19 protein-coding genes and 1 pseudogene are annotated in these 26,621 nt (G+C 67.2%); 18 read left to right on the top strand and 2 right to left on the bottom strand.

Annotated features, from left to right (window positions below; translation table 11 throughout):
• Positions 1-12 precede the first annotated feature (12 nt).
• From nuoF to parC, 18 genes and pseudogenes are all read left to right on the top strand, one after another.
• Positions 13-1,338 carry an NADH-quinone oxidoreductase subunit NuoF gene (gene nuoF, locus GDI_RS14360; RefSeq protein WP_012227321.1) on the top strand — a complete coding sequence of 442 codons (1,326 nt, stop codon included), beginning with the start codon at positions 13-15 and terminating at the stop codon, positions 1,336-1,338.
• Positions 1,339-1,343: 5 nt separating this feature from the next.
• A complete protein-coding gene (nuoG, locus tag GDI_RS14355; RefSeq protein ID WP_012227319.1) occupies positions 1,344-3,413 on the top strand; it encodes an NADH-quinone oxidoreductase subunit NuoG in 2,070 nt (689 codons plus the stop codon).
• Positions 3,414-3,419: 6 nt separating this feature from the next.
• Positions 3,420-4,445: an NADH-quinone oxidoreductase subunit NuoH gene (gene nuoH, locus GDI_RS14350; RefSeq protein WP_012227317.1), complete on the top strand. Its 1,026-nt coding sequence runs from the start codon at positions 3,420-3,422 to the stop codon at positions 4,443-4,445.
• Positions 4,445-4,933, top strand: coding sequence for an NADH-quinone oxidoreductase subunit NuoI (nuoI, locus tag GDI_RS14345; RefSeq protein WP_012227315.1), 489 nt, complete (start codon positions 4,445-4,447; stop codon positions 4,931-4,933). The genes nuoH and nuoI overlap by 1 nt, the downstream gene beginning before the upstream one ends.
• A 114-nt stretch (positions 4,934-5,047) precedes the next feature.
• On the top strand, positions 5,048-5,809 hold the full coding sequence (locus GDI_RS14340; RefSeq protein WP_012227313.1) for an NADH-quinone oxidoreductase subunit J: 762 nt from the start codon (positions 5,048-5,050) through the stop codon (positions 5,807-5,809).
• Positions 5,806-6,129 carry an NADH-quinone oxidoreductase subunit NuoK gene (gene nuoK / locus GDI_RS14335; protein WP_012227311.1) on the top strand — a complete coding sequence of 108 codons (324 nt, stop codon included), beginning with the start codon at positions 5,806-5,808 and terminating at the stop codon, positions 6,127-6,129. Before GDI_RS14340 ends, nuoK begins: the two co-directional genes overlap by 4 nt.
• 7 nt (positions 6,130-6,136) lie before the next feature.
• A complete protein-coding gene (gene nuoL, locus GDI_RS14330) occupies positions 6,137-8,077 on the top strand; it encodes an NADH-quinone oxidoreductase subunit L (protein ID WP_041249509.1) in 1,941 nt (646 codons plus the stop codon).
• A gap of 26 nt (positions 8,078-8,103) precedes the next feature.
• Positions 8,104-9,531, top strand: coding sequence for an NADH-quinone oxidoreductase subunit NuoN (gene nuoN / locus GDI_RS14325; protein ID WP_012227309.1), 1,428 nt, complete (start codon positions 8,104-8,106; stop codon positions 9,529-9,531).
• Positions 9,528-10,310 carry a biotin--[acetyl-CoA-carboxylase] ligase gene (locus GDI_RS14320; RefSeq protein WP_012227308.1) on the top strand — a complete coding sequence of 261 codons (783 nt, stop codon included), beginning with the start codon at positions 9,528-9,530 and terminating at the stop codon, positions 10,308-10,310. The genes nuoN and GDI_RS14320 overlap by 4 nt, the downstream gene beginning before the upstream one ends.
• A gap of 299 nt (positions 10,311-10,609) precedes the next feature.
• Positions 10,610-12,256 carry a ribonuclease J gene (locus GDI_RS14315; RefSeq protein WP_012554890.1) on the top strand — a complete coding sequence of 549 codons (1,647 nt, stop codon included), beginning with the start codon at positions 10,610-10,612 and terminating at the stop codon, positions 12,254-12,256.
• 482 nt (positions 12,257-12,738) lie between these two features.
• Positions 12,739-14,055, top strand: a complete 1,317-nt coding sequence (gene proS, locus GDI_RS14310) for a proline--tRNA ligase (protein WP_012554891.1) — start codon at positions 12,739-12,741, stop codon at positions 14,053-14,055.
• Positions 14,056-14,058: 3 nt separating this feature from the next.
• Entirely contained in the window at positions 14,059-15,306 is a 1,248-nt protein-coding gene (locus GDI_RS14305; protein WP_012227302.1) for a lipoprotein-releasing ABC transporter permease subunit, read from the top strand.
• Positions 15,299-16,012, top strand: a complete 714-nt coding sequence (locus GDI_RS14300) for an ABC transporter ATP-binding protein (protein ID WP_012227300.1) — start codon at positions 15,299-15,301, stop codon at positions 16,010-16,012. Before GDI_RS14305 ends, GDI_RS14300 begins: the two co-directional genes overlap by 8 nt.
• 9 nt (positions 16,013-16,021) lie before the next feature.
• Positions 16,022-19,450 (top strand): DNA polymerase III subunit alpha, encoded by a 3,429-nt coding sequence (dnaE, locus tag GDI_RS14295; protein WP_012227298.1) that lies wholly within the window; start codon positions 16,022-16,024, stop codon positions 19,448-19,450.
• 189 nt (positions 19,451-19,639) lie between these two features.
• A pseudogene (gene rpsB / locus GDI_RS14290) lies at positions 19,640-20,428 on the top strand (30S ribosomal protein S2).
• Between the two features lie 136 nt (positions 20,429-20,564).
• Positions 20,565-21,470 (top strand): translation elongation factor Ts, encoded by a 906-nt coding sequence (gene tsf, locus GDI_RS14285; RefSeq protein ID WP_012554894.1) that lies wholly within the window; start codon positions 20,565-20,567, stop codon positions 21,468-21,470.
• Between the two features lie 49 nt (positions 21,471-21,519).
• Positions 21,520-22,284: a DNA repair protein RecO gene (gene recO / locus GDI_RS14280; protein ID WP_012227289.1), complete on the top strand. Its 765-nt coding sequence runs from the start codon at positions 21,520-21,522 to the stop codon at positions 22,282-22,284.
• Between the two features lie 64 nt (positions 22,285-22,348).
• Positions 22,349-24,580, top strand: coding sequence for a DNA topoisomerase IV subunit A (parC, locus tag GDI_RS14275; RefSeq protein ID WP_012227287.1), 2,232 nt, complete (start codon positions 22,349-22,351; stop codon positions 24,578-24,580).
• A 6-nt stretch (positions 24,581-24,586) separates the two neighbouring features.
• On the opposite strand, the gene GDI_RS14270 is transcribed toward parC, so the two are convergent.
• Entirely contained in the window at positions 24,587-25,369 is a 783-nt protein-coding gene (locus GDI_RS14270) for an arginyltransferase (RefSeq protein WP_012227285.1), read from the bottom strand.
• 201 nt (positions 25,370-25,570) lie between these two features.
• Entirely contained in the window at positions 25,571-26,566 is a 996-nt protein-coding gene (gene hemB / locus GDI_RS14265) for a porphobilinogen synthase (protein ID WP_012227283.1), read from the bottom strand.
• Between the last annotated feature and the right edge of the window lie 55 nt (positions 26,567-26,621).

The raw sequence follows: 26,621 nt of genomic DNA, 5'->3' as shown, positions 1-26,621 counted from the left end.
GGAGAGACGGCAATGCTTCAGGACAAGGACCGGATCTTCACCAACCTGTATGGTCAGCAGGACTGGCGTCTGGCCGGCGCCCGGGCGCGCGGCGACTGGGACGGCACGGCCGAGATCATCGCCCGCGGGCGCGATGCGATCATCAACGAGATGAAGGCGTCCGGCCTGCGCGGCCGGGGCGGCGCGGGCTTCCCCACCGGCGTGAAATGGTCGTTCATGCCCAAGAATTCGGACGGCCGTCCTCATTACCTGGTGATCAACGGCGACGAATCCGAACCCGGCACCTGCAAGGATCGCGAGATCCTGCGCCATGACCCGCACAAGCTGATCGAGAGCGCGCTGATCGCCTCGTTCGCCATGGGGGCGCATGTCGCCTACATCTACATTCGCGGCGAATTCTTCAACGAAGCCCGGCATCTGCAGATCGCGATCGACGAGGCCTATGCCGCCGGCCTGATCGGCCAGAACGCCGCCGGCTCGGGCTGGGATTTCGATTTCTACATTCATCGCGGCGCCGGCGCCTATATCTGCGGCGAGGAAACCGCGCTGCTGGAAAGCCTGGAAGGCAAGAAGGGCCAGCCCCGGATGAAGCCGCCTTTCCCGGCGGCAATGGGCCTGTATGGCTGCCCGACCACGGTGAACAACGTGGAAAGCATTGCCGTCGCCGCGACCATCCTGCGGCGCGGGGCTACGTGGTTCTCGTCGCTGGGACGCCCGAACAACGCGGGCACCAAGCTGATGGCCATATCGGGCCACGTGAACACGCCCTGCGTGTTCGAGGAAGAACTCGGCGTTCCGCTGAAGGACATCATCGAAAAGCATGGCGGTGGCGTGCGCGGCGGCTGGGACAACCTGCTGGCGGTGATCCCGGGCGGCTCTTCGGTCCCGCTGCTGCCGGCCTCGGTCTGCGAGACCGTGCTGATGGATTACGACAGCCTGCGGGCCGAACGGTCGGGCCTGGGCACGGCATGCATGATCGTCATGGACAAATCCACCGACGTCATCCGCGCCATCGCCCGCTTCTCGCAATTCTACAAGCATGAAAGCTGCGGCCAGTGCACGCCCTGCCGCGAAGGCACGGGCTGGATGATGCGGGTCATGCACCGCATGGTCGAAGGCCGGGCCGAAATCGAGGAAATCGACATGCTCGAACAGGTGACGCGCCAGGTCGAAGGGCACACGATCTGTGCCCTCGGCGATGCGGCGGCATGGCCGATCCAGGGCCTGATCCGGCATTTCCGCCCGGTGATGGAGGAGCGGATCCGGGCCTACAAGGCCACCCACGGCGGCGGTCAGATCACGCAGGTGCCCCCGGGTATCCCCGTGGCGGCGGAGTAAGGGCGATGGTGAAGGTTACCGTCGACGGGATTCCGGTCGAAGTTCCCGGCGGGTCCAGCGCGTTGCAGGCGTGCGAGGCCGCGGGCAAGGAAATTCCGCGCTTCTGTTTTCATGAACGGCTGTCCGTCGCGGGCAATTGCCGCATGTGCCTGGTACAGGTGGTGCGCGCGCCGAAGCCCGTCGCGTCCTGCGGCTTTCCGGTGTCGGAAGGGATGGAAATCCTGACCGACACGGAAATCGTGCGCAAGGCGCGGCGCGCGGTCATGGAATTCCTGCTGATCAACCATCCGCTGGACTGCCCGATCTGCGATCAGGGCGGCGAGTGCGACCTCCAGGACCAGGCGTTCGGCTACGGCGCGGACCATTCGCGCTACCAGGAAGCCAAGCGGGCGGTGAAGGACAAATATCTCGGCCCGCTGGTCAAGACGGTGATGACGCGGTGCATCCAGTGCACGCGTTGCGTGCGCTTCGCCACCGAAATCGCGGGCGTGCCCGAACTGGGCGCCGTCTCGCGCGGCGAGAACATGGAAATCACCAACTACGTCGAAAAGGCCCTGACATCGGAACTGTCGGGCAACCTGATCGACATCTGCCCCGTGGGCGCGCTGACATCGAAGCCCTACGCCTTCGTCGCACGGCCGTGGGAACTCAAGCGCACGGATTCGATCGACGTCTGTGACGCCGTCGGCACCAATATCAGCCTGCATGCGCGCGGCAGCGCCGTCCTGCGCGCCGTGCCCCGCGTGAACGACGAGGTGAACGAGGAATGGCTGGCGGACAAGGGGCGCTTCTCGGTCGACGGGCTGAAGCACCGCCGCCTGGATCGCCCCTGGGTCCGCGTGCACGGCAAGCTGCACTCCGTCTCGTGGCAGGAGGCCTTCGTCGCCATCGGCCGCCGGCTGGACGGCGTGGCGGGTGACAGGATCGGCGCCATCGCCGGTGACCTGTGCGACGCCGAAAGCATGCTGGCGCTGAAGGACCTGATGACGGCGCTGGGCTCGCGCAACATCGACTGCCGGCAGGACGGCGCGCAGTACGACCTGTCCAGCCGCGCCTACTATACTTTCGGCAGTTCCATCGCCGGGATCGAGGACGCCGACGCGCTGCTGATCGTGGGCTCCGTTCCCCGGCAGGAAGCACCGGTCCTGAACGCGCGCATCCGCAAGCGCTTCGTCGCGGCGGGGCGGGGCGGGTTCCCGATCGGCCTGATCGGCGCCCCCACGGCCGACCCGACCTATGCGGCCCAGGTCCTCGGGGATGGGCCGGACGTGCTGACCGCCCTCCTGGACGGCACGCACCCCTTCGCCGATACGCTGAAGGCCGCGAAGCGGCCGATGATCATCGTCGGCCACGGCGCCCTGGTGCGCGAGGACGCGCAGGCGATCCTGGCGGCAAGCTGGGCGCTGGGGCAGGCGGTGGGCGCGATCGGCGCCGGCTGGAACGGGTTCAACGTGCTGCACAACGCGGCCAGCCGCGTGGCCGGCCTCGATCTGGGCCTGGTGCCCGGGCAGGGCGGCCGCAGCGTCGCGGGGATGATGAGCGGCGGCGTGGAAGTGCTGTGGCTGCTGGGCGCGGACGAATTCCACACCGCCCAGATCGGGCCCGAGACCTTCGTCATCTATCAGGGCCATCACGGTGACGCGGCCGCGGCCCGGGCGGATGTGATCCTGCCCGGCGCGACCTACGCCGAGAAATCCGGCACCTATGTCAATACCGAGGGCCGGGTCCAGCGGTCGTTCCGCGCGGTCATGCCGCCGGGCGACGCGCGCGAGGACTGGCGTATTCTCCGCGCCTTTTCCGAGGTCGTGGGCAAGACGCTGCCCTACGACACGCTGGAAGCCCTGCGCGAGCACCTGGCTGCCGTCAACCCGGTCTTCCGGGTGATCGGGGGGCGGGACGCGGTGGACGTCTCGGGCCTGACCGGGCCGGCCGGCGATCCGCGCGCGGTATCGTCGGCGCCGTTCCGCCCGGTCTTCGACGATTATTACCAGACGAATCCGATCTGCCGGGCCAGTCCGACGATGGGCGAATGTTCGCGGATCTATGTCCCCCCCCGGGCCCTGGCGGCGGAGTAAGGCGACGTGGCGCATTTCTTTCTGCACACCCTGATCGGTCAGGTGATCCTGACGGTCCTCGAGGCCCTGGCCGTGCTGGTGCCGCTGCTGCTGGGGGTCGCCTACCTGACCCTCGGGGAACGCAAGGTCATGGCGGCGATGCAGCTCCGCAAGGGGCCGAACGTGAACGGCCCGTTCGGCGTGCTGCAGGCCTTTGCCGACGCGATCAAGATGATCACCAAGGAAACGGTGATCCCGTCCGGGGCCAACCGGTTCCTGTTCCTGTTCGCACCGTTCCTGACCTTCTCGCTGGCCATGGTCGCCTGGGCGGTCATTCCCACCAATAACGGCTGGGCGATAGCGAACATCAATGTCGGGATACTCTACCTGCTCGCGATTTCCTCGCTGGGGGTCTACGGCATCCTGATCGCGGGCTGGGCGTCCAACTCCAAATACGCCTTCCTGGGCGGCCTGCGCTCGGCGGCGCAGATGGTGTCCTACGAGGTCTCGATCGGCCTGGTCATCGTCTCGGTCCTGCTGGCGGTCGGCAGCCTGAACCTGAACGACATCGTCCTCGCGCAGCGCCATGTCTGGTTCTGCCTGCCGATGTTCCCGATGTTCATCGTCTTCTTCATCTCGGCGCTGGCGGAAACCAACCGCGCGCCGTTCGACCTGCCCGAGGGCGAGAGTGAACTGGTGGCCGGCTTCTTCGTCGAATATTCGGCGCTGGCCTTCGGTCTCTTCTTCCTGGGCGAATACGCCAACATGTTCCTGATGTCGGGGATGGTCAGCATCCTGTTCCTGGGCGGCTGGCTGCCGCCGGTGGGGATCGCGCCCTTCACCTGGATCCCGGGGCCGCTGTGGCTGATCGCGAAGATCCTGTTCTGCCTGTTCGTCTTCATCTGGGTGCGCGCGACATTCCCGCGCTACCGCTACGACCAGCTGATGCGGCTGGGATGGAAGGTGTTCCTTCCGTTCTCGCTGGTGTGGATGGTGCTGACGGCGGGCTTCCTGCTGGCGACCGGGCTTCTGCCCCAGGGAGGAGCAAGCTGATGGGACATTTCGACCGGACGGTCCGTTCCTTCCTTCTGGCCGAGCTCGTGGCCGGAATGGGGGCCACGTTCAAGGCCATGTTCAAGCCCAAGGTGACGATCAACTATCCCTATGAAAAGGGACCGCTCTCGCCCCGCTTTCGTGGCGAGCACGCCCTGCGCCGCTACCCGAACGGCGAGGAACGCTGCATCGCCTGCAAATTGTGCGAGGCGACGTGCCCGGCGGAAGCGATCACCATCGAATCCGAACCCCGCGATGACGGGTCGCGGCGCACCACGCGCTACGACATCGACATGACGAAGTGCATCTATTGCGGCCTGTGCGAGGAAGCATGCCCGGTCGATGCGATCGTCGAGGGACCGAATTACGAGTTCGCGACCGAGACGCGGGAGGAACTCATGTACAACAAGGACAAGCTGCTCGCCAACGGCGACCGCTGGGAAAGCGTCCTGGCACGGCGGCTGGAGCTCGATGCGCCCTATCGTTGAGACATCCGGCGTAGGGACATCCAGCGTGGGGACATCGAGCCCCGGGCATCGGGAGGACATATCCATGCGGCAGGCCCGCTACAAACAGCCCCGCTACAAACAGCAAGGTCACAGATGATGGCCCAAATCGTCTTTTACGTCTTTGCGACGGTGCTGGTCCTGTCGGCCGGCATGGTGGTCAGCGCCCGCAATCCGGTGCATTCTGTCCTGTTCCTGATCCTGGCGTTCTTCAACGCTGCCGGATTGTTCCTGGTTGCGGGCGCCGAGTTCCTGGCGATGATCCTGGTCATCGTCTATGTCGGCGCGGTCGCGGTCCTGTTCCTGTTCGTCGTGATGATGCTCGACGTCCGGTTCACCGAGATGCGTGAGGGACTGCAGCGCTACGCGCCCTTCGGCGCGGCGGTGGGCGCCGTCCTGTTCGCGGAGCTGGCGCTGGCCTTCGGGCACTGGCAGGTCGCGCGGAACATCGCGGACGTGTCGCACCTGGTGCCGACCCCGGGGCGGACCAATACCGCGGCCCTGGGCGATGTCCTGTATACGCATTACATCTTCCTGTTCGAATCCTGCGGCCTGGTGCTGCTGGTCGCTATGATCGGCGCCATCGTGCTGACGCTGCGCGAACGCCCGGTGGGCAGGCGGCAGAACATCGAACGCCAGCACGAGCGTACGGCAGCGGATTCCCTGGACATGATGGCCCTGCCGCTGGGGCAGGGCGTCGTGGACAATGGCGGATACCGCCGTCCGAAGCAGTCTTATTACGTCGCGTCGGTCCCCGGATCGTACGGTGTCAGCGCCGATGCCGTGCCGCAGCCCGCCCCGGCCGGCGGAACGCCCGGCACGACGCCCAGTGATACGCATGGAGGGCTGGCGCAATGACCGGCGGACTCGGAAGCATCGGCATCGGCCCGTACCTGACGGTCAGCGCCATCCTGCTGGTGCTGGGCGTGTTCGGGATTTTCCTGAACCGCAAGAACGTCATCATCATCCTGATGTCGATCGAACTGATCCTGTTGTCGGCGAACCTGAATTTCGTCGCGTTCTCATCCGCGCTCGGCGACCTGTCGGGCCAGGTCTTCACCTTGTTCGTCCTGACGATCGCGGCGGCGGAATCCGCGATCGGGCTGGCGATCGTGACGGTCTATTTCCGCAACCGCGGATCGATCGAGGTCGAAGACATCACCATGATGAAGGGTTGAGCGGGTCATGGAAACGGCATCCTACCTTTTCGAGATCGCGGTCCTCGGCCCCCTGTTCGCTGCCCTCGTGGCGGGCCTGTTCGGCCGGCTGCTGGGGGACGGCCTGGCCCAGGCGCTGACCACGGGCCTGATGATCATCGCCGCCCTGTGCGGAGCCGGCGCGCTGTTCCTGGCGATGCATGCCGGCGGCATGCCCGTCGTGGTGCAACTGGCGGACTGGATCCGTGCCGGCAGCTTCCACGCCGCCTGGACCCTGCGGCTGGATACGCTGTCGCTGTCGATGGTCGCGATGGTGACCTGTGTCTCGGCGCTCGTTCACCTCTACAGCGTCGGCTATATGGGGCACGAGACGACGCCGACCTACCGGTTCTTCTCATACCTCTCGCTCTTCACCTTCGCGATGCTGATGCTGGTCACGTCCAACGACCTGGTCCAGCTCTTCTTCGGGTGGGAAGGCGTGGGCCTGTGCAGCTACCTGCTGATCGGAACCTGGTACGACCGCCCCAGCGCGAACAGCGCCGCGATCAAGGCGTTCGTGGTCAATCGCGTGGCCGATCTGTTCTTCATGGTGGGCATCGCCCTGCTGTTCGTGGAATTCGGCTCGGTCACCTACGACAATATCTTCGCGCTCGTCCCGGCGCATGGCGACGACACGTTCACGCTGTTCGGCACCCATCATATCTATGAAGTCATCTGCATGCTGCTGTTCATCGGTGCGATGGGCAAGTCGGCGCAGCTGTTCCTGCACACCTGGCTGCCCGACGCGATGGAAGGCCCGACGCCGGTCTCGGCCCTGATCCATGCCGCGACCATGGTCACGGCGGGCGTGTTCCTGATGGCGCGCATGTCGCCGCTGGTGGAATTCGCCCCGGGCACCAAGGCCTTCGTCGTGTTCATCGGCGCGACGACGTGCTTCTTCGCCGCCACGGTCGGCCTGGTCCAGCCGGACATCAAGCGTACGATCGCCTATTCCACCTGCTCGCAGCTCGGCTACATGTTCGCGGCGGTCGGGGTCGGCGCCTATCAGGCCTCGGTGTTCCACCTGACGACGCATGCCTTCTTCAAGGCGCTGCTGTTCCTGGGCGCCGGCTCGGTCATCCATGCCGTGCATGACGAACAGGACATGTTCCGCATGGGCGGCCTGTGGAAGAAGATTCCGCTGACCTACGGCGCGATGTGGGTGGGCAGCCTGGCGCTGGCGGGCATCTTCCCCTTCGCCGGATACTGGTCGAAGGATGCGATCCTGGAAGCGGCCTGGATGGCGCATAGCGGACTGGGCTTCTATGCCTGGAGCCTGGGCTGCATCACGGCATTCATCACCGCGCTGTATAGCTGGCGGCTGATCTTCCTGGTCTTCCACGGCACGCCGCGCGACGCGCACCTGCATGAAGGCGCGCATGAAAGCCCCGCCTGGATGACCATCCCGCTGGTGCTGCTGGGCTTGGGGGCGGTCCTCGCCGGCCTGCTGCTGGCGCCGTATTTCGTGGGCTCGGGCCAGGCGGCATTCTGGAACGGTGCGATCGTGAACGCGCCGGGCAACACCATCATCGCGACGCTGGAACAGACGCCGGAACTGATCGCCCTGGTGCCGACCTTCGCCGGGATCGCCGGCATCGTGGTGGCCTACCTGTGCTACATGGCCAACCCGGCGATACCGTCCGTCCTGGCGAACAGCCTGCGGCCGCTTTACCTGTTCCTGCTGAACAAATGGTATTTCGACGAACTGTACGAACACATCTTCGTCCGGCCGTACCGTGCCCTGGCGCGCCTGCTCTGGAAGGGCGCGGACGAAGGCGTGATCGAAGCCATCCCCCAGGGGCTGGCCCGCATTACGGCGGGGACCGCCACCCAGGCGGTGCGGACCCAGACCGGGTCGATCGCGGTCTATGCCTTCACGATGCTGATCGGCCTGGTGGTGCTCGTCTCCACCATGCTGGTCTTCCACTGATCTTTCCGGGAAACGGGTCTGAACCGATGAACTGGACACTTGCACTGCCGGAAATCGTCCTGGCGCTCTGTGGCCTCGCTATCCTCGTCTTCGGCGTGGTGCAGAAGAAGGAGCAGCCGTTCCTGTCCTGCTCCATGCTGACGATCGGCGCGTTCGTGCTGACCGGTTTCCTGGTCGTGATGTCGCCGGACGGGGTCGGATACAACCATATCTTCGTCAATGACGATTTCGCCCGCTTCATGAAGATCCTCAGCCTGGCGGGCGGGGCATTCGCCACCATGCTGACGGTCGGCTACGCGCGGAACATGAAGGTGGAACGGTTCGAATTTCCCGTCCTGCTGCTGTTCTCGACCCTGGGTGCGATGATGATGGCGTCGTCCGAGAACCTGATGACGCTGTTCATCGGCCTGGAACTGTCGTCGCTTGCCATCTACATCCTCTGCGCCTTCGCACGGGACGAGGTCAGGGGCGGCGAGGCCGGGCTGAAATATTTCGTCCTGGGCTCGCTGGCCTCCGGCCTGCTGCTCTACGGCTCGTCCCTGGTCTACGGCTATGCCGGCACGATGGAATATGGCGGCATCCAGATGGCGCTCAGCACCAGTTCCACCGCCGTGCCGATGGGCCTGATGTTCGGCATCGTGTTCATGCTGGCCGGGCTGACCTTCAAGCTGTCGGCGGTGCCGTTCCATATGTGGACACCGGACGTCTACCAGGGCGCGCCGACCTCGGTGACCGCGTACATGGCCGGCGCGCCGAAATTCGCGGCCTTCGCGCTGCTGCTGCGGGTCATGGCCGGTCCCTTCGGCCATGTCGCGCCGCAATGGCAGATCCTGGTCGAAGGTGTCTCGATGCTCTCGATGCTGTTCGGTTCGCTGGCGGCCATTCCCCAGACCGACATCAAGCGGCTGATGGCCTATTCCTCGATCGGCCATATGGGCTACGCCCTGATGGGCCTGTGCGCCGGCACGGCCGAGGGCATGCGCGGCACGCTGGTCTATCTGACCACGTACCTGCTGATGAATGTCGGCGCCTTCGCCGTCATCATCGCCATGCGCCGCAAGGGGCGTGAAGTGACCGGGATCGCCGACCTGGCCGGGCTGGGCAAGACCGATCCGGGCCTGGCCACCGCCATGGCGATCTTCATGTTCAGCATGGCGGGTGCGCCGCCGCTGGCCGGGTTTTTCGGCAAGATGATGGTGTTCTATGCCGCGATCAACGCCCACCTGTTCGGCCTGGCGGCCATCGGCGTCGTCAGCAGCGTGATCGGCGGCTACTACTATGTCCGCATCGTCAAGGTGATGTTCTTTGACGACGCCGCGGCCCCCCTCGATCGCCGGCCGCTGTCGCTGTCCTTCGTCTCGGTGGGCATGGGCATCGCCACCACCGGCTTCCTGCTGGTGCTGGGACCGGTATCCAGCGCGGCGCAGGCGGCGGCCCAGGCCCTGTTCAGGTGAACGGCGCGACGCCGGTCGCACCCGTACCGCCGCCGGGGCCGACACCCTGGCGGCTGGAGATTCATGACGAACTGGACTCGACGTCCGATACCTGCCTGGCCCGGGCCGGGCAGGGCGAACGCTCCGGCCTGGCCGTCATGGCCCGCCGCCAGACGCGCGGGCGTGGCAGCCGGGGGCGGGACTGGCAGGACCCGGGCGGGAACCTCGCGTTTTCGGTCTTGCTCCGGCCGGGCGGGAAAGGGGAATGGCCCGTCGGGCTGTGGCCCTTCATTGCCGGCCTGGCTTTCCACGGGGCGATTGCACCCTGGATTCCCCACCCCATATCTCTCCGGCTGAAATGGCCGAACGACCTGCTTCTGGAAGGGCGCAAGGCGGCTGGAATCCTGATCGAGGCCGGCACGGATTCGTCCGGGCGATTGCTGGTGATCGGGTTCGGCGCCAATCTGCGGGCGGCCCCCGCCATTACGGGACGGGACCTGGCCTGTGTCGCCGAATACGGAACGGCGCCCGAGCCGGAGATCGTGGCACGGGCGATCTGCGCCGGACTGGACCATTGGATGGCGGTTTGTGGCGGGCAGGGGGACGGCCTGGGGTTCGAAGCGGTGCGGCAGGCGTGGCTGGCGCACGCGCACCCCATGGGCACAAGGCTTGTGGTGCGCGCTGAAAGCGGGCAGGTAGAAGGTTCGTTCGCTGGTCTGGACGCGCAGGGCATGCTCCTGCTGCGTTGCGCCGACGGACTGAAACGGATTTCCACCGGCGAAATCCTGCTGCTGGACTAGGTGCCGGCGGGATCGACGGTGACAGGCGCGACGCCTGAATTTTTTTGGCCTGACGGCAGGCGGGGACGATCGTCGAGCGGAGGCGCACCCTTCGGCTCCGGTCGGTTCGGATGGGGCCAGGGCCGATACGGGATTGCCGCCCGATCCGGCGGTACGGAATTCTGGCGGACAGGGCTTTGTCCGCGATGGGTGCGGACCGGCAGGTCCAGACGACGCATGAGACTGATTTTAACGAGCGTATTCATAAGATGAGGCCATCAACCCCATCACGATCTGCTCTGGTATAAAAGGACTTGGTTATGAACGATTTGAGTGATGGTCTGGCCTTTCTGCCCTTGGGCGGAACGGGCGAGATCGGCATGAATCTCAACCTTTACAGGCTGGGCGGCACATGGCTGGCGGTGGATTGCGGAATCGGCTTCAGCGGCAACGACACGCCGGAAGCCGAGATCCTGATGCCCGATCCCGTCTTCATCGTCGACCGCAAGGCGGATCTCGCCGGACTGGTCATCACCCACGCGCATGAAGACCATCTGGGCGCTGTCGCCCATCTGTGGCCGCGCCTGGGTTGCCCGGTCTATGCCACGCCGTTCGCGGCCGCCGTGCTGCGCCGCAAGCTGAGCGAGGCCCATCTGCAGCAGCAGGTGAAGATCCACATCATTCCCCCGGGCGGCGAATTCATGGTCGGCCCGTTCGACCTGCGCTTCATCCCCGTCACCCATTCGGTGCCCGAGGCCCAGGCGCTGGTCCTGCGCACGCCGCAGGGCATCGTGGTGCATACCGGCGACTGGAAGTTCGATCCCACCCCGATGGTCGGGCCGCCGACCGACATCGCGGCGTTCGAGGCGCTGGGCGACGAGGGCGTGCTGGCCCTGGTCTGCGACAGCACCAACGTGATGACCCAGGGCCCTTCGGCGTCCGAGGCCGACGTGCGGCGCGGCATGACCGACCTGATCGGTTCGCTGCAGGGGCGGATTGCCGTGACCTGCTTCGCCAGCAACGTGGCGCGGGTGGAAACCATCGCCAAGGCGGCGCAGGCCGCCGGGCGTTCGGTGGTGATCGTCGGCCGGTCGCTGCGCAACCTGGACGTGGCGGCGCGGGAATGCGGCTACCTGGTCGATGTGCCGCCCTTCCTGTCGGAACAGGAAGCCAATTCGCTGCCGGATGACGAGGTAGTGCTGATCATCACCGGCAGCCAGGGCGAGCCGCGCTCGGCCCTGTCGCGCATCGCCAGCGACAGCCATCCCAACATCTCGCTGGGCCAGGGCGATACCGTCATCTACAGCAGCCGCATGATCCCGGGGAACGAACAGGCGGTCATGCAGGTGCAGGACAACCTGACCCGCCGCGGCGTACGCGTGCTGACCGACCGCGATCATCTGGTGCATGTGTCCGGCCACGCCACCGGCGGCGACGTGCGGCGCCTGTTCGACATGGTGCGGCCGCGCTTCGCGGTGCCGGTCCATGGCGAATGGCGCCACCTGACCGCCAATGCCGCCATCGCGCGGGAAAAGGGTGTGTCCCCCATCCTGCTGGAAGACGGCGACATCCTGAACCTGGCCCCCGGCGCGGTCGAGGTCGTGGACACCGCGCCGACCGGCCGCCTGGTGCTGGACGGCGGCCGCCTGCTGCCGATCAATGGCGGGGTGCTGGCCGCCCGTCGGCGCATGCTGTTCAACGGCATGGTCATCGGCAGCTTCGCGGTGGATGATGAGGGCTACCTGATCGGCGACCCCAAGGTCAGCGCGCCGGGCCTGCTGGACCCCGAGGACCCGGAAACCTCGCGCATGACCGAGGAATTCGGTGACGCCCTGGACGAAATCCCCGACGAACTGCGCCGCGACGACACCACCTTCCGCGAGGCCGCGAAGACCGCGCTCCGCCGCGCCCTGGGCCGCAAGCTGCAGAAGCGGCCGCTGGTCGACGTCCACCTCCTCCGCGTCTGAGTCGGTCCGTAAACGCGCTCTGGTGGCGATCCGACGCGCGTTTCCTGCGCTTCGCTGCTCACGGCCCACAAGGCCGCTCCGCTGCGATGCTCGGAAACATGCGACGGGCGTGCCGCTTTGCGGCACTCTCGCTCACCAGACCACGTTTCCGGACCGACTTTTGTGGGTATATCTGAAGGGATCGGGCCCTAAAGGATTACGGCAGGAAAGGCGGTCGCCCTTCCTGCCGTTCCCGGACGTTTTTTTCCCTAGACCCGGCGTATCGTCACGACCGGATCAGACGGGCGGGACTGTAGGAGGCTGCGGCGGGCCTGTCACCTGCCTCACGCAGTTGTTGAACGGGCCGGGTTTCACGCCTGGGTGTAGGGGTGGACGGATACCTGCCGGTGGGGCGTGGCGGCGGCCCGGATTCTGGCGTATTCGTCTTCTCCTGTTTCACGATCCGCCCGGCGTCCGCCGGTTTTTCCGAGGTTGATAACGGTATGCGTCTGTCCCGCGGCTTCCTGCCCACTCTCAAGGAGAATCCTGCCGAGGCGCAGGTCATCTCGCACCGGCTCATGCTGCGGGCCGGTCTGATCCGCCAGACGGCGGCGGGGATTTATGCGTGGCTGCCGGCCGGCTGGCGCGTGCTGCAGAACATCGCCCGGATCGTGCGCGAGGAACAGGACGCGATCGGCGCGCAGGAACTGCTGATGCCCACCGTCCAGTCGGCGGAACTGTGGAAGCGGTCGGGCCGCTATGACGCCTACGGCCCCGAAATGCTGCGCATCCAGGACCGGCACGAGCGCGAACTGCTGTACGGCCCGACCAACGAGGAAATGATCACCGACCTGTTCGGCCAGGTGGTCAAGTCGTACCGCGAACTGCCGCAGGTCCTGTACCATATCCAGTGGAAATTCCGTGACGAGGTCCGTCCGCGCTTCGGCGTGATGCGCGGCCGCGAGTTCCTGATGAAGGACGCCTACAGCTTCGACCTCGATTACGCGTCGGCCGTCGATTCGTACCGGCGGATGATGCTGGCCTACCTGCGCACCTTCCAGCGCCTGGGTGTCCGGGCCATCCCGATGGTGGCCGATACCGGCCCGATCGGTGGCGAACTGAGCCACGAATTCCTGATCCTGGCGCCCACGGGCGAAAGCGGCGTGTTCTTCGACGGCGCGTTCGAGGAACAGGACTGGCTGTCCGACCCGGTGGATATCGACGACCGCGAATCGCTGGATGCGTTCTTCACCCGCATGACCTCGTTCTATGCCGCGACCGACGAAAAGCATGACGAGGCCGCCTGGGCCGACGTCCCCGCCGAGCGCCGGCGCGAGGGCAGGGGCATCGAAGTCGGGCACATCTTCCATTTCGGCCGCAAATACACCGAATCGATGGATATCACCGTCAGCGGTCCGGACGGCGCGCCGCTCTATCCGGAAATGGGCTCGTACGGCATCGGCGTGTCGCGCCTAGTCGCCGCGATCATCGAGGCCAGCCATGACGATAACGGCATCATCTGGCCGGACAGCGTGGCCCCCTTCCGCGCCGCGATCCTGAACCTGAAGACGGGGGATGCGGCCTGCGACGCGATCTGCGAACAGGTGTACGCCGCCGCCCCCGAATCCTTCCTGTATGACGACCGGGGCGAGCGCGCGGGCGTGAAGTTCGCCGATGCCGACCTGATGGGCCATCCGTGGCAGGTCATCGTGGGCCCCAGGGGCGCCAAGGAGGGCAAGGTGGAACTGAAGCGCCGCGCCGACGGCGCGCGGTTCGAACTGTCGGTGGATGACGCCCTGGCCCGAATCCTCGGGGGCTGATCGATGTTCGGTCCGTTCGAACGGGCGGTTGCCGGCCGGTACCTGCGTGCCCGCAAGGGTGAGCGGTTCGTGTCCGTCATCGCCATTTTCTCGCTGGTCGGCATCGCGCTGGGTGTGGCCACGCTGATCATCGTCATGTCGGTGATGAACGGGTTCAAGGCCGACCTGATGGGGCGGATTCTCGGCCTGAACGGCGATCTCAGCCTGTTCGGCGTGACCCGCACCATCCAGAACTACGACGACCTGGCGGCGACCGTGCGGCAGGTGCCTGGCGTCGTCACCGCCACACCGCTGATCGAAGGGCAGGTACTGCTCAATTCCGGCAGCTACAACGCGGGCGGGATGGTACGGGGCATGACCCGCGCCGGGCTGCACGACCTGCATGAAATCAGCGATTCCCTCATCGCCGGGTCGCTGGACGATTTCGCGGGCAATGATGCGATCATCGTCGGCGTGACCCTGGCGGAACGGGCCGGGCTTTCCGTGGGGTCGAAGCTGACGCTGATCTCGCCCAACGGTGCGGCGACGCCCTTCGGCACCATGCCGCGCATCCGCGCCTATCGCGTGGTCGCGATCTTCGATGCCGGAATGCACGACTATAATTCCAGCTACGTCTTCCTGCCGCTGCCGGCGGCGCAGATCTATTTCGAAATGCCCGCCCAGGTGACGCAGGTCCAGGTGACGACCCGGGATGCGACGAACGTCCAGCCGGTGCGCATGGCGATCGAGCAGGCCGTCGCCGACCCGCGCATCCGCGTGCTGGACTGGACACAGAGCAACAACGCCTTCTTCGGCGCGGTCACGGTGGAACAGAACGTGATGTTCCTGATCCTGACCCTGATCGTGCTGGTGGCGGCCTTCAACGTGATTTCGTCCCTGATCATGATGGTCAAGGACAAGACCGGCGACATCGCGGTGCTGCGCACCATCGGCGCCAGCCGGGGGGCGATCATGCGCATCTTCCTGATGTGCGGGGCCTCGGTCGGCGTGACGGGCACGGTGGTCGGCACCGTGCTGGGCATCGTGTTCTGCCTGAATATCGAACGCATCCGGCAGGGGCTGCAATCGCTGACCGGGACCAACCTGTTCAACCCGGAAATCTATTACCTGGAACATCTGCCGGCCAAGCTGGTCTGGTCCCAGGTGTCCGAGGTCATCGTCATGGCGCTGGTCCTGTCGCTGCTGGCCACGCTCTACCCGTCCTGGCGTGCCGCCCGGACCGATCCCGTCGAGGCCCTGCGCCATGAGTGAGACCGTGAATGAGGCTGGCCGGGACCCGCTGGTGCTGTCCGACGTCTGGCGCACGTTCCACAGCGGGGACGAGCGGCTGGACGTGCTGCAGGGCGCGGACCTGACCCTGCGCGCGGGCGAGATCGTGGCCCTGGTCGCGCCGTCGGGCACCGGCAAATCGACCCTGCTGCATCTGGCCGGATTGCTGGAATCCCCTGATCGCGGGCAGGTCCTGGTCGGCGGCCAGGATGCGGGGCGCCTGGACGATTCCGGGCGCACGGCCATCCGCCGCCGCCGCATCGGCTTCGTCTACCAGTTCCATCACCTGCTGGCGGAATTCACGGCGCGGGAAAACGTGGTGCTGCCGCAACTGATCGCGGGTGTGGCCAGGGCCGACGCCCGTGCCCGGGCGGACGCGCTGCTGGGCTCGTTCGGGCTGGCGCACCGGCTGGACCATCTGCCCGGTCGCCTGTCGGGGGGCGAAAAGCAGCGCGTGGCCATCGCCCGCGCGCTGGCCAACCGGCCGGGCATCCTGCTGGCGGACGAACCGACCGGCAACCTGGACGTCCACACCTCGGACGCGGTGTTCGACGAATTGCTGCGCATGGTCCGGGGCGAGGGCGTGGCCGCCCTGATCGCGACCCATAACGAGGCCCTGGCCGCCCGCATGGACCGCGTCGTGACCCTGCGCGACGGACGGTTGGTGGACGTGGCCCCCGTGGCGTAGGATCGCGCCATGCCCCACGCCGATTTCGTCCATCTTCGCGTTCATTCCGCCTATTCGCTCAGCCAGGGGGCGATCCGCATCCCCGAGATCGCGTCCCTGGCGCAGGACATGCGCATGCCGGCGGTGGCGATCACCGATACCGGCAACCTGTTCGGGGCGCTGGAATTCTCGCAATATTGCTCGGGCAAGGGGGTGCAGCCGATCATCGGCTGTCAGGTCGGCCTGCCGCCGCGCAACGACAAGCCCGGCGCGCCGGCCGAGCCCGTCGTCCTGCTGGCGCAGGACGAAACCGGGCTGATGAACCTGCAATACCTGTCTTCGCAGGGGTTCCTGACGGGCGACACCGCCGAGCCGACGGTGACGCTGGACGTGCTGTGCGAGCGGGCGGAGGGACTGATCCTGCTGACCGGCGGCACGCGCGGCCCGCTGTTCCGCATGCTGGCCGACGGGCAGCAGGACGAGGTCGCGCAGTGGCTGGAACGGCTGCACGCCGCCTTCGGAGACCGGCTGGCGGTCGAACTGCACCGGCACGGGCTGCCGGTCGAAAAGGCGGTCGAACCCGGCATGATCGCGCTGGCCGACCGGATGGGCCTGCCGCTGGTCGCGACCAACGAATGCTTCTTCCCCCGGCCGGAGATGTACGAGGCGCATGACGCGCTGCTGTGCATCGCCCAGGGCCGCACGATGGCCGAGCGCGACCGCTGGCGGGTCACGCCGGAACATTGGTTCAAGCCCCCCGCGATGATGCGCGACCTGTTCGCGGACCTGCCGGAAGCCTGCGACAACACGCTGGCCATCGCCCGGCGCTGCGCGGTGCGGGTGGAAACCCGCAAGCCCCTGCTGCCGGTCTGCCCCAAGGTGCAGCCGGGCGCGACCGAGGAGCAGACCCTGCGCGCCATGGCCGAGGACGGGCTGGCCCGCCGGCTGGCGCGCATGGACATGGATGACGCGACCCGTCAGGTCTATCGCGACCGGCTGACGTTCGAGCTGGATATCATCGCGAAGATGGGCTTCCCCGGCTATTTCATGATCGTCGCGGACTTCATCCAGTGGGCGAAGGCGCATGACATTCCGGTGGGGCCGGGGCGCGGATCGGGGGCGGGGTCGCTGGCGGCCTGGGCGCTGACGATCACCGATATCGACCCGATTCCCTTCAACCTGCTGTTCGAACGGTTCCTGAACCCCGAACGCGTGTCGATGCCCGACTTCGACATCGATTTCTGCCAGGACCGGCGGGACGAGGTCATCCGCTACGTCCGCGGCGAATACGGTCCCGACCGCGTGGCGCAGATCATCACCTTCGGCAAGCTGCAGGCCCGGGCGGCGGTACGCGACGTGGGCCGCGTGCTGGGCCTGCCGTTCGGCATGGTCAACAAGGTCGCGGAACTGATCCCCAACAATCCGGCCAAGCCCGTGACCCTGAAACAGGCGATCGACGGCGAGCCCCGCCTGCAGGAGATGCGCGATACCGACGAGGCGATCCGCCGCCTGATGGAAATCGCGCTCCAGCTCGAAGGGCTGTACCGCCACGCCAGCACCCATGCGGCCGGCGTCGTGATCGGCGACCGGCAACTGGTCGAACTGGTGCCGCTCTACCGCGATCCCAAGAGCGACATGCTGGTCACCCAGTACAACATGAAGTTCGTCGAGCAGGCGGGGCTGGTGAAGTTCGACTTCCTGGGCCTGACCACCCTGACCATCCTGCAGCGCGCCTGCCAGTTCCTGAAGGGGCTGGACGTGACGGTCGATCTGACCACGCTGCCGCTGGACGACGCCCCGACGTACGAGATGCTGGCGCGCGGCGACACGGGCGGCGTGTTCCAGTTCGAAGGCGCGGGCATGCGCGACGTGCTGAAGCAGATGCGCCCGACGCGGCTGGAGGACCTGATCGCCGCCGTGGCGCTCTACCGTCCCGGCCCCATGGCCAACATCCCCGATTACTGCCGCCGCAAGCACGGCGAGGCGTGGGAGCCCCCGCACGAGGAGATCCGCTCGATCCTGGAAGAGACCTACGGCATCATGGTCTACCAGGAACAGGTGATGCAGATCGCCCAGAAGATGGCGGGCTACAGCCTGGGCGGCGCCGACCTGCTGCGCCGCGCGATGGGCAAGAAGATCCGCGCCGAGATGGACAAGCAGCGCGAGATCTTCACCGAGGGCGCGGTCGGTCGCGGCATCGACCCCGAGAAGGCGGCCGAGGTCTTCGACCTGATGGCCAAGTTCGCCGATTACGGCTTCAACAAATCCCACGCCGCCGCCTATGCGCTGGTGTCGTACCAGACGGCGTGGATGAAGGCGAACCATCCGGTGCCGTTCCTGGCCGCCTGCATGTCTCTGGCGCGGGAAAAGACCGACAAGCTGGCGGCCCTGCGGCAGGAGGCCGAGCGGCTGGGCATTCCCGTCCTGCCGCCCGACATCAACGCTTCGGGGCCGGATTTCACCGTCGAGCGCCTGGCCGACGGCCGCCTGGGCATCCGCTACGCGCTGGCGGCGGTCAAGAAGGTCGGATTCGCGGCGATGGAGGCCCTGGTGGCGTCGCGCGGCGACCGTCCGTTCGCCGACCTGTCGGACCTGGCGGCGCGTGTGGACCCGCGCCAGTTGAACAAGATGCAGATCGAAAACCTGGCCAAGGCCGGGGCCTTCGACACGGTGGTGCCCAACCGCGCCCTGGTCGCGGCGGCGGCGGAGACGGTCCTGCGCCGCGCCAACACCAAGGCGCAGGAGGCCGCGAGCGGCCAGATCGGCCTGTTCGGCGGCGGAGGGCCCACGCCGGCGCCGGAACCGCTGCGCCTGCCGGACGTGACCGACTGGCCGGAATTCGAACGGCTGGGGATGGAGGCCGAGGCCATCGGCTTCCACCTGACGGCGCATCCGCTCGATTCCTACGGCCTGCTGCTGCGCCGGCTGGGGGCCGTGCGCGCCACGGCGCTGGAGGCCGCCGCCCAGGCCGGGCTGACGCGGGTCAAGATCGCCGGCTGCGTGGTCGACCGCAAGGAACGCCCGACCCGCACCGGCAGCAAGATGGCCTGGGTGCGCCTGTCCGATTCCAGCGGCGGGTGCGAGGTCACGCTGTTTTCCGAGGTCCTGTCGCGCACCCGCGACATCCTGACCGCCGGCACCGCCGTGCTGGTGACGGCCGATCTGCGCCTGGACGGCGAGGCCCTGCGCATCACCGGCAGCGACGTGGTGGCGCTGGAACAGGCGGCGGCCGACGCGGCGGCGGAACTGCGCATCTGGTTCGACCGCGAGGACGCGATCACCCCGATCCACGCCATCCTGTCCGAGGAGAAGGGGGGGCGCGGCAAGGTCATCCTGCTGCCGTCGGTGGCCGAAACCCGCGATGTCGAGGTGCGGCTGGGCGGCGCCTATCGCGTCACGCCGCGCATGGCGCAGATGATCAAGGCCGTCGCCGGCGTGGCCCGGGTCGAACAGGGATAGGATCAGGGGTAGGGGCAGTTTCCCGCCGCGCCGCGCTTGCATTGCACGGCAAAAAAGGTCATATCGACGCCCGTCGGCCCCTCGGCCGGCAATTCGCACGCGAAGCAGTGCCTCTGGTGTCCTGCGGGATTTCCCCCGGGACCGGCGCTTCGCGGAGGACCAACCAGAAGATCAAGGATTTGGCCGATCATGGCTATGCCCGATTTCACGATGCGCCAGCTGCTGGAAGCCGGCGTTCATTTCGGACACCACACCCGCCGCTGGAACCCGCGCATGGCGCCGTTCCTGTTCGGCGTGCGCAACCAGGTTCACATCATCGATCTGCAGCAGACGGTGCCGATGCTGGACCGCGCGCTGAAGGCGATCCGTGACACCGTCGCCGGCGGTGGCCGCGTCCTGTTCGTCGGCACCAAGCGCGCCGCCGCCGACCAGATCGCCGAGGCCGCGAAGCGGTCCGGCCAGTATTACGTCAACCACCGCTGGCTGGGCGGCATGCTGACGAATTGGAAGACCATCACCGGTTCGATCAAGCGCCTGCGCCAGATCGACGACATGCTGACCGGGGACACGCACGGCCTGACGAAGAAGGAAATCCTGGACATCACCCGCAACCGCGAGAAGCTGGAGCGGTCGCTGGGTGGTATCAAGGAGATGGGCGGCCTGCCGGACATCCTGTTCGTGATCGACACGAACAAGGAGAAGCTGGCCGTCGAGGAAGCCAACAAGCTGGGCATCCCGGTCGTCGCGATCCTGGACAGGCAATTCCGATCCGCGCGGCGGTGACTTTCCAGATCCCGGAAAATAGAAGATTGCCATCCGCGGCCATCGCCCTGTAGTTGAGAACTGGTGTGGGGCGGGGTGCTGATCGGCATCTCGACGAAGATGGGCGCGTCGGGCCAGGATTTCGGCGCCGCCGAGGAACTGCCGGTCGACACGGCGGCCGAAGCCGCCGCGGCCGAGGCTGCCCCCGCGGCCTGAGTGTCGCGGACTGGAGTTTGACGGGTTCCACCCCGCGCCGCCCGGGCGGCGCGGGGTGGGATCTTCACGATGACAGATGCAAGGGCGCGCCCTGCCGTCACGGCAGGGCGCGCGCCTGCCTTGAGGAGTGACGCATATGGCGGAGATTACCGCAGCCCTGGTGAAGGAACTTCGCGAGAAGACCGGTGCCGGCATGATGGACTGCAAGAAGGCCCTGAACGAGGCCGGCGGCGAGATCGAGGGCGCGATCGACTGGCTGCGCACCAAGGGCCTGGCGGCGGCCGCGAAGAAGTCGGGCCGCGTGACGGCCGAGGGCCTGGTGGCCGTGGCCTCGGCCCCCCGCGCTGCCGCGATGGTCGAAGTGAACGCCGAAACCGACTTCGTCGCGCGCAACGAGAGCTTCCAGGCGTTCGTCGAGGCCGTGGCCCGCGCTGCGCTGACCGCCGGCGAGGACCTGGAGAAGATCAAGGCCGTGGTGCTGGACAGCGGCCGCACCGTCGCTGACGAGCTGACCCACCTGATCGCGACGATCGGCGAGAACATGTCGATCCGCCGCGCCCGCGTGCTGAGCGTGCCGTCGGGCGTCGTCGCCAGCTACATCCATTCCGCCGTCCGTCCGGGCCTGGGCAAGATCGGCGTCCTGGCCGCCATCGAAGCCCCGTCCGAGAGCGAGGCGCTGGAACTGCTGGGCCGCCAGGTCGGCATGCATGTCGCCGCCACCCGCCCGGCCGCGCTGGACATCGACAGCGTCGATCCCGCGTCGCTGGAGCGCGAGCGTGCGGTGCTGGTCGAGCAGGCCCGTGCCTCCGGCAAGCCCGAAGCGATCATCGAGAAGATGGTCGAAGGCCGCATCCGCAAGTTCTACGAGGAAGTGGTCCTGCTGGAGCAGGTCTGGGTGCATGACGGCGAAAGCACCGTCCGCAAGGTCGTCCAGAAGGCCGGCGCCAAGCTGAGCGGCTTCGATCGCTTCCAGCTCGGTGAAGGCATCGAGAAGGAAGAGAACGACTTCGCGGCCGAGGTCGCCAAGGCGGCCGGCGTCTGACCGGCACGCGACCCTCTGATCGCAGCCTGAACGGGGCGGGGCCTTCCTGATGGAATGGGAGGCACCCGCCCTTGTGCTGTCTGCGTCCCCCTATGGCGAAAGCAGCGCCATCGTCCATCTGCTGACCGAGGATCTCGGCCTGGTCCACGGCCTGGCCCGTGGGGGCACCGCCCGCGCCAACCGCGCGCTGTGGCAGCCCGGTAACCTGATCCGCGCCTCCTGGCGGGGGCGCCTGCCGGACCAGTTGGGCAATCTGTCCGGCGAACTGGTCCATGGGTCCGCCGCGCGGCTGATGTCCGCGCCGCTGGCCCTGGCGATGCTGGCCTCGGCCTGCGCGGTGGCCGACGGCACCCTGCCCGAGCGCGAACCCCATCCCCGTATCTTCCACCTGCTGACCCGCTTCTTCAGCCTGCTCAGCCTCGACCCCGACATGGCCGGGTGGGGCGGCATGGCGGCCCTGCTGCGGTGGGAGGCCTGCCTGCTCGGCGACCTGGGCTATGGCATGGACCTGTCGGCATGCGCGGTGACGGGGGGCAGCGCGGAACTGGCCTGGGTCTCGCCCCGGACCGGGCGCGCGGTCAGCGACGCGGCGGCGGGGGAATGGCGGCCGCGCCTGCTGCGCCTGCCGCCGCTGTTCCTGGACGAATCCGATCCCGGCACCGTCCAGGACTGGCGGGACGGGCTGCGCCTGACCGGGCATTTCCTGGCCCGTGACGCCTTCGGCCAGCGCCATCGCCCGCTGCCGCCCGCGCGGTTGCGGCTGGTGGATATGATCGATGCCCTTCAGCCCGGCGCCCTCCACCCCGACGATTGAGGCACGCACGCGATGGACAAATCGCGGATTTTCTCTATCTGTTCCCGGGACAGGAGGAGTGCGCATGTCAGTGGATACCAGCGGCCATATCGAGGAAACCCGTCTCGCGGACGCGTTGAGCGAGCGGTACCTGGCCTATGCGATGTCCACCATCATGTCGCGTTCGCTGCCCGACGTGCGCGACGGGCTGAAGCCGGTGCATCGCCGGATGATCTATGCGATGCGGCAATTGCGCCTGGACCCGACATCGGGGTTCAAGAAATGCGCCCGCGTCGTCGGTGACGTCATCGGTAAATACCACCCCCACGGCGATGCTTCGGTCTACGAGGCGCTGGTGCGCCTGGCGCAGGATTTCGCCGTCCGCTACCCACTGGTCGAGGGGCAGGGCAATTTCGGCTCGATCGACGGCGATAACGCGGCGGCGATGCGTTATACCGAAGCCCGGATGACCGAGGTCGCGCGCGCCCTTCTGGAAGGGATCGACGACGATTCGGTCGATTTCCGCCCGACCTATGACGGCGAGGAGCAGGAACCCGTTGTCCTGTCGGCGGCCTTTCCGAACCTGCTGGCCAACGGCGCGGCCGGCATCGCGGTCGGCATGGCCACCAGCATTCCCCCCCATAATGTCGGCGAGATCTGTTCGGCCGCGATCAGGCTGATCCGGTCGCCTGATGCGACGGTGGCGGACCTGATGGAGGACATGCCCGGTCCGGACTTCCCGACCGGCGGCCTGATCGTCGAGGACCGCACGACCCTGTTGCAGGCCTACGAGACCGGGCGCGGCAGCATGCGCATCCGCGCCCGCTGGTCGGTCGAGCAGGGCCGATTCGGCACCTGGCAGGTCGTGGTGACGGAAATTCCGTACCAGGTGCAGAAATCCCGCCTGATCGAGCAGATCGCCGACCTGATGGAACAGAAGAAGCTGCCGCTTCTGGGCGATATCCGCGACGAAAGCACGACCGACATCCGCCTGGTGCTGGAGCCCAAGTCGCGCGGTGTGGAACCCGAAGTGCTGATGGAAACGCTGTTTCGCGCCACCGCGCTGGAAAGCCGCTTCGCCCTGAACATGAACGTGCTGGGCGCCGACCGCGTGCCCGGCGTACGCAGCCTGCGCGAGGTCCTGCGCGCGTGGCTGGACCATCGGCATGATGTGCTGCAACGCCGCAGCCGCCACCGGCTGCAGGCGGTGGACCGCAGGTTGGAAATCCTGGACGGGTTCCTGGCCGTCTATCTGAACCTGGATGAAGTCATTCGCATCATCCGCGAAGAAGACGACGCCAAGGCCGGGCTGATGGCCACGTTCTCGCTGACCGAATTGCAGGCCGAGTCGATCCTGAACATGCGCCTGCGCAGCCTGCGCCGGCTCGAGGAACTGGAGATCCGCAAGGAACACGCGGCGCTGACGGCCGAACGCGGTGACCTGACGGCCCTGCTGGGCAGCGAGCCCCTGCGCTGGAAGAAAATCACCGAGGAAGTGAAGGCCATCCGCAAGGCATTCGGCGCCGGCGCGCTGGGCACGCGGCGCAGCGAACTGGCCGCCCCGCCGCGCGCGATCGAACTGTCGGCCATCGAGGCGGTGGAGCGCGAGCCGCTGACCCTGATCCTGTCCGCCAAGGGCTGGGTCAAGACGCTGAAGGGCCACGGCATCGACCCGACGGCCCAGAAATTCAAGGAAGGCGACGGGTTCCGCCTGGCGGTGGAATGCCAGTCCACCGACCGGCTGTGCGTCTTCGCCACCGACGGCCGTGCCTTCACCCTGCGCGCCGCCGACCTGCCGCGCGGGCGCGGCGACGGCCAGCCGATCCGCCTGCTGATCGAACTGTCGAATGACGAGGATCTGGTGGCGGTCTTCCCGGTGCGCGAGGGCACGCGCCACCTGCTGGCTTCCAGCGCCGGGCGGGGCCTGGTGATCCGCGACGAGGACCTGGTGGCCGAAAAGCGTACCGGCAAGCAGGTGCTGAACCTGAAGGATGCCGAAAGTGCGCGGATCTGCCTGCCGGTCGAGGGCGACCACGTCGTGGTGCTGGGGCAGAACCGGCGCATGCTGGTCTTCCCGGTAGCGCAACTGCCGGAAATGGCGCGCGGCCTGGGCGTGGCCTTGCAGAAATACAAGGAAGGCGGCCTGATGGACGCCTGCCTCCTGTCCTCGACGGACGGCGCGGCGTGGCCCGATCCGGCGCGAATCCGTCCCTTTGCCGATTTCCGTGACTATCTGGGCAAGCGCGCCGATGTCGGCCGACCCGCCCCGGCCTGGGCGACCCGCAAGCCCAAACCGAAGACCCCGGCCGGCGGGTAGGTCGGTCTACTCGGTCAGGCTGGCCGGGAAGCGGGCGGGCCCGCGATCGCCTTCCTCGGGCAGGCGGTCGCGGTCCAGCGGCGTCCAGGCGCCGTGGAACAGGATTTCCGCCGGCTGGAAGCGGGCCTTGTACGCCATCTTGGCGCTGTCGCGAATCCAGTAGCCCAGATAGAGATAGGGCAGCCCCAGCCGCCGCGTGTGCGCGATCAGGTGCATGATCGCGTAGGACCCCAGCGACCGGGCGTCCATCGTGGGGTCGAAGAAGCTGTAGACCGCCGACAGCCCGTCATCCAGCCGGTCGATCAGGCTGACGCAGACCAGCCGGTCCTCGGGCGTGCGGAACTCGATCATCATCGTGTCGATCGGGGTGTCCTCGATCATCGCCCGGTAATCGTAGAAATTCATCGCCGCCATGTCGCCCTCGGCATGGCGGGCGAACTGGTAGCGCTGGAACAGGGTGAATTGCTCGGTCGTGGCGTGGGCCGGAACCTCGAACCCCTCGATCGTCGCATTGCGGCGCAGGGTCCTGCGCTGCGTGCGGTCGGGCGAGAAGGAGGCCACCGGCACCCGGATGGGCACGCACGCGCTGCAGGACGGGCAGACCGGGGCATAGGCGATGGTGTGGCTGCGCCGGAAACCGGCGCGCGACAGGCGGTTATGCAGCCGTTCGGCGTCCGGCCCGCCAATGTCGGTCACCACCTTGCGTTCCATCCGGCCTGCGACATAGGGACACGGCATGGGGGCGGTCGTGTAGAAAAGTTGCGGACGACGTGGCGATGTATAGGTCATACGCCTCCTCGACGGGATTCAGCGCCCCCACGGCCGATGTCAGGGGCCAACGGCGACGGGTCCGCATGTCTCCTGGCGCCACGCGGTACCGCTCCGAAACGGATGGTAACGGTACAGGGCCCGGTTTGCATCACAATCCGCCGCGTGAGCGAGGATTTGTGACGTCTGGATGAAAGAGGCTGTTCCCCCGGCCGGGTCGGGTCAGCCGCCCCGCAGCCGGCGTGCGGCGTCCACCGCGAAATAGGTCAGCACCCCGCTGGCGCCGGCGCGGCGGAAGGCCATCAGGCTTTCCAGCATGGTGCGGTCGCGGTCCAGCCAGCCATGGTCCATGGCTGCGGTCAGCATCGCGTATTCGCCCGATACCTGGTACGCGAAGGTCGGCACCGCGAAGCGGTCATGGACCCGGCGGATGATGTCCAGATACGGCATCCCGGGCTTGACCATGACCATGTCCGCCCCCTCGGCCAGGTCCTGCTCCACCTCGCGCAGGGCCTCGTCGCTGTTGGCCGGGTCCATCTGGTAGGTCTTCTTGTCGCCCTTCAGCAGCCCGCCCGATCCCAGCGCGTCGCGGAACGGGCCATAGAACGCGCTGGCATATTTGGCGGCATAGGACATGATCCGCGTGCCGGTCAGGCCCTGCGCGTCCAGGTCGCGGCGGATGACGCCGATGCGGCCGTCCATCATGTCGGACGGCGCGATGATGTCGATGCCGGCCGCCGCCTGGTTGACCGCCTGCCGCGACAGGACGGCGACGGATTCGTCGTTGACGACATATCCGTCGCGGATCAGTCCGTCATGCCCATGGTCGGTATAGGGGTCCAGCGCCACGTCCCCGATCAGGCCCATGTCGGGGAATTCACGCTTCAGCACGCGCGCCGCCCGGCACATCAGGTTGTCGGGGTTCATCGCCTCGGTCCCCTCCGCGTCGCGCAGGGAGGTGGGGGTGATCGGGAACAGCGCCAGGGCCGGAATGCCCAGCGCCGCCGCCGGTTCGACATGGGCCGCCAGCCGGTCCAGCGTCACCCGGCGCACGCCGGGCATCGAGGCGACCTCGGTCTGCGTGTCGGTGCCTTCCATGACGAAGATCGGCCAGATCAGGTTGTCGACCGTCAGCGTCGTTTCCGCGACCAGGCGTCGGGTGAAATCGTCCTGGCGGTTGCGGCGCGGACGGGTGGCGGGAAAGCGGCCGAGCGTCATGAAAGCGAACTCCGAAATTGGCGGGGGCCCAGATGGGCGGGGCCAGGTGGGGCAG

The organism is Gluconacetobacter diazotrophicus PA1 5, assembly GCF_000067045.1.
In the GTDB taxonomy this organism is placed as follows: domain Bacteria; phylum Pseudomonadota; class Alphaproteobacteria; order Acetobacterales; family Acetobacteraceae; genus Gluconacetobacter; species Gluconacetobacter diazotrophicus.
This window is presented reverse-complemented; position numbering and strand designations above follow the sequence as displayed.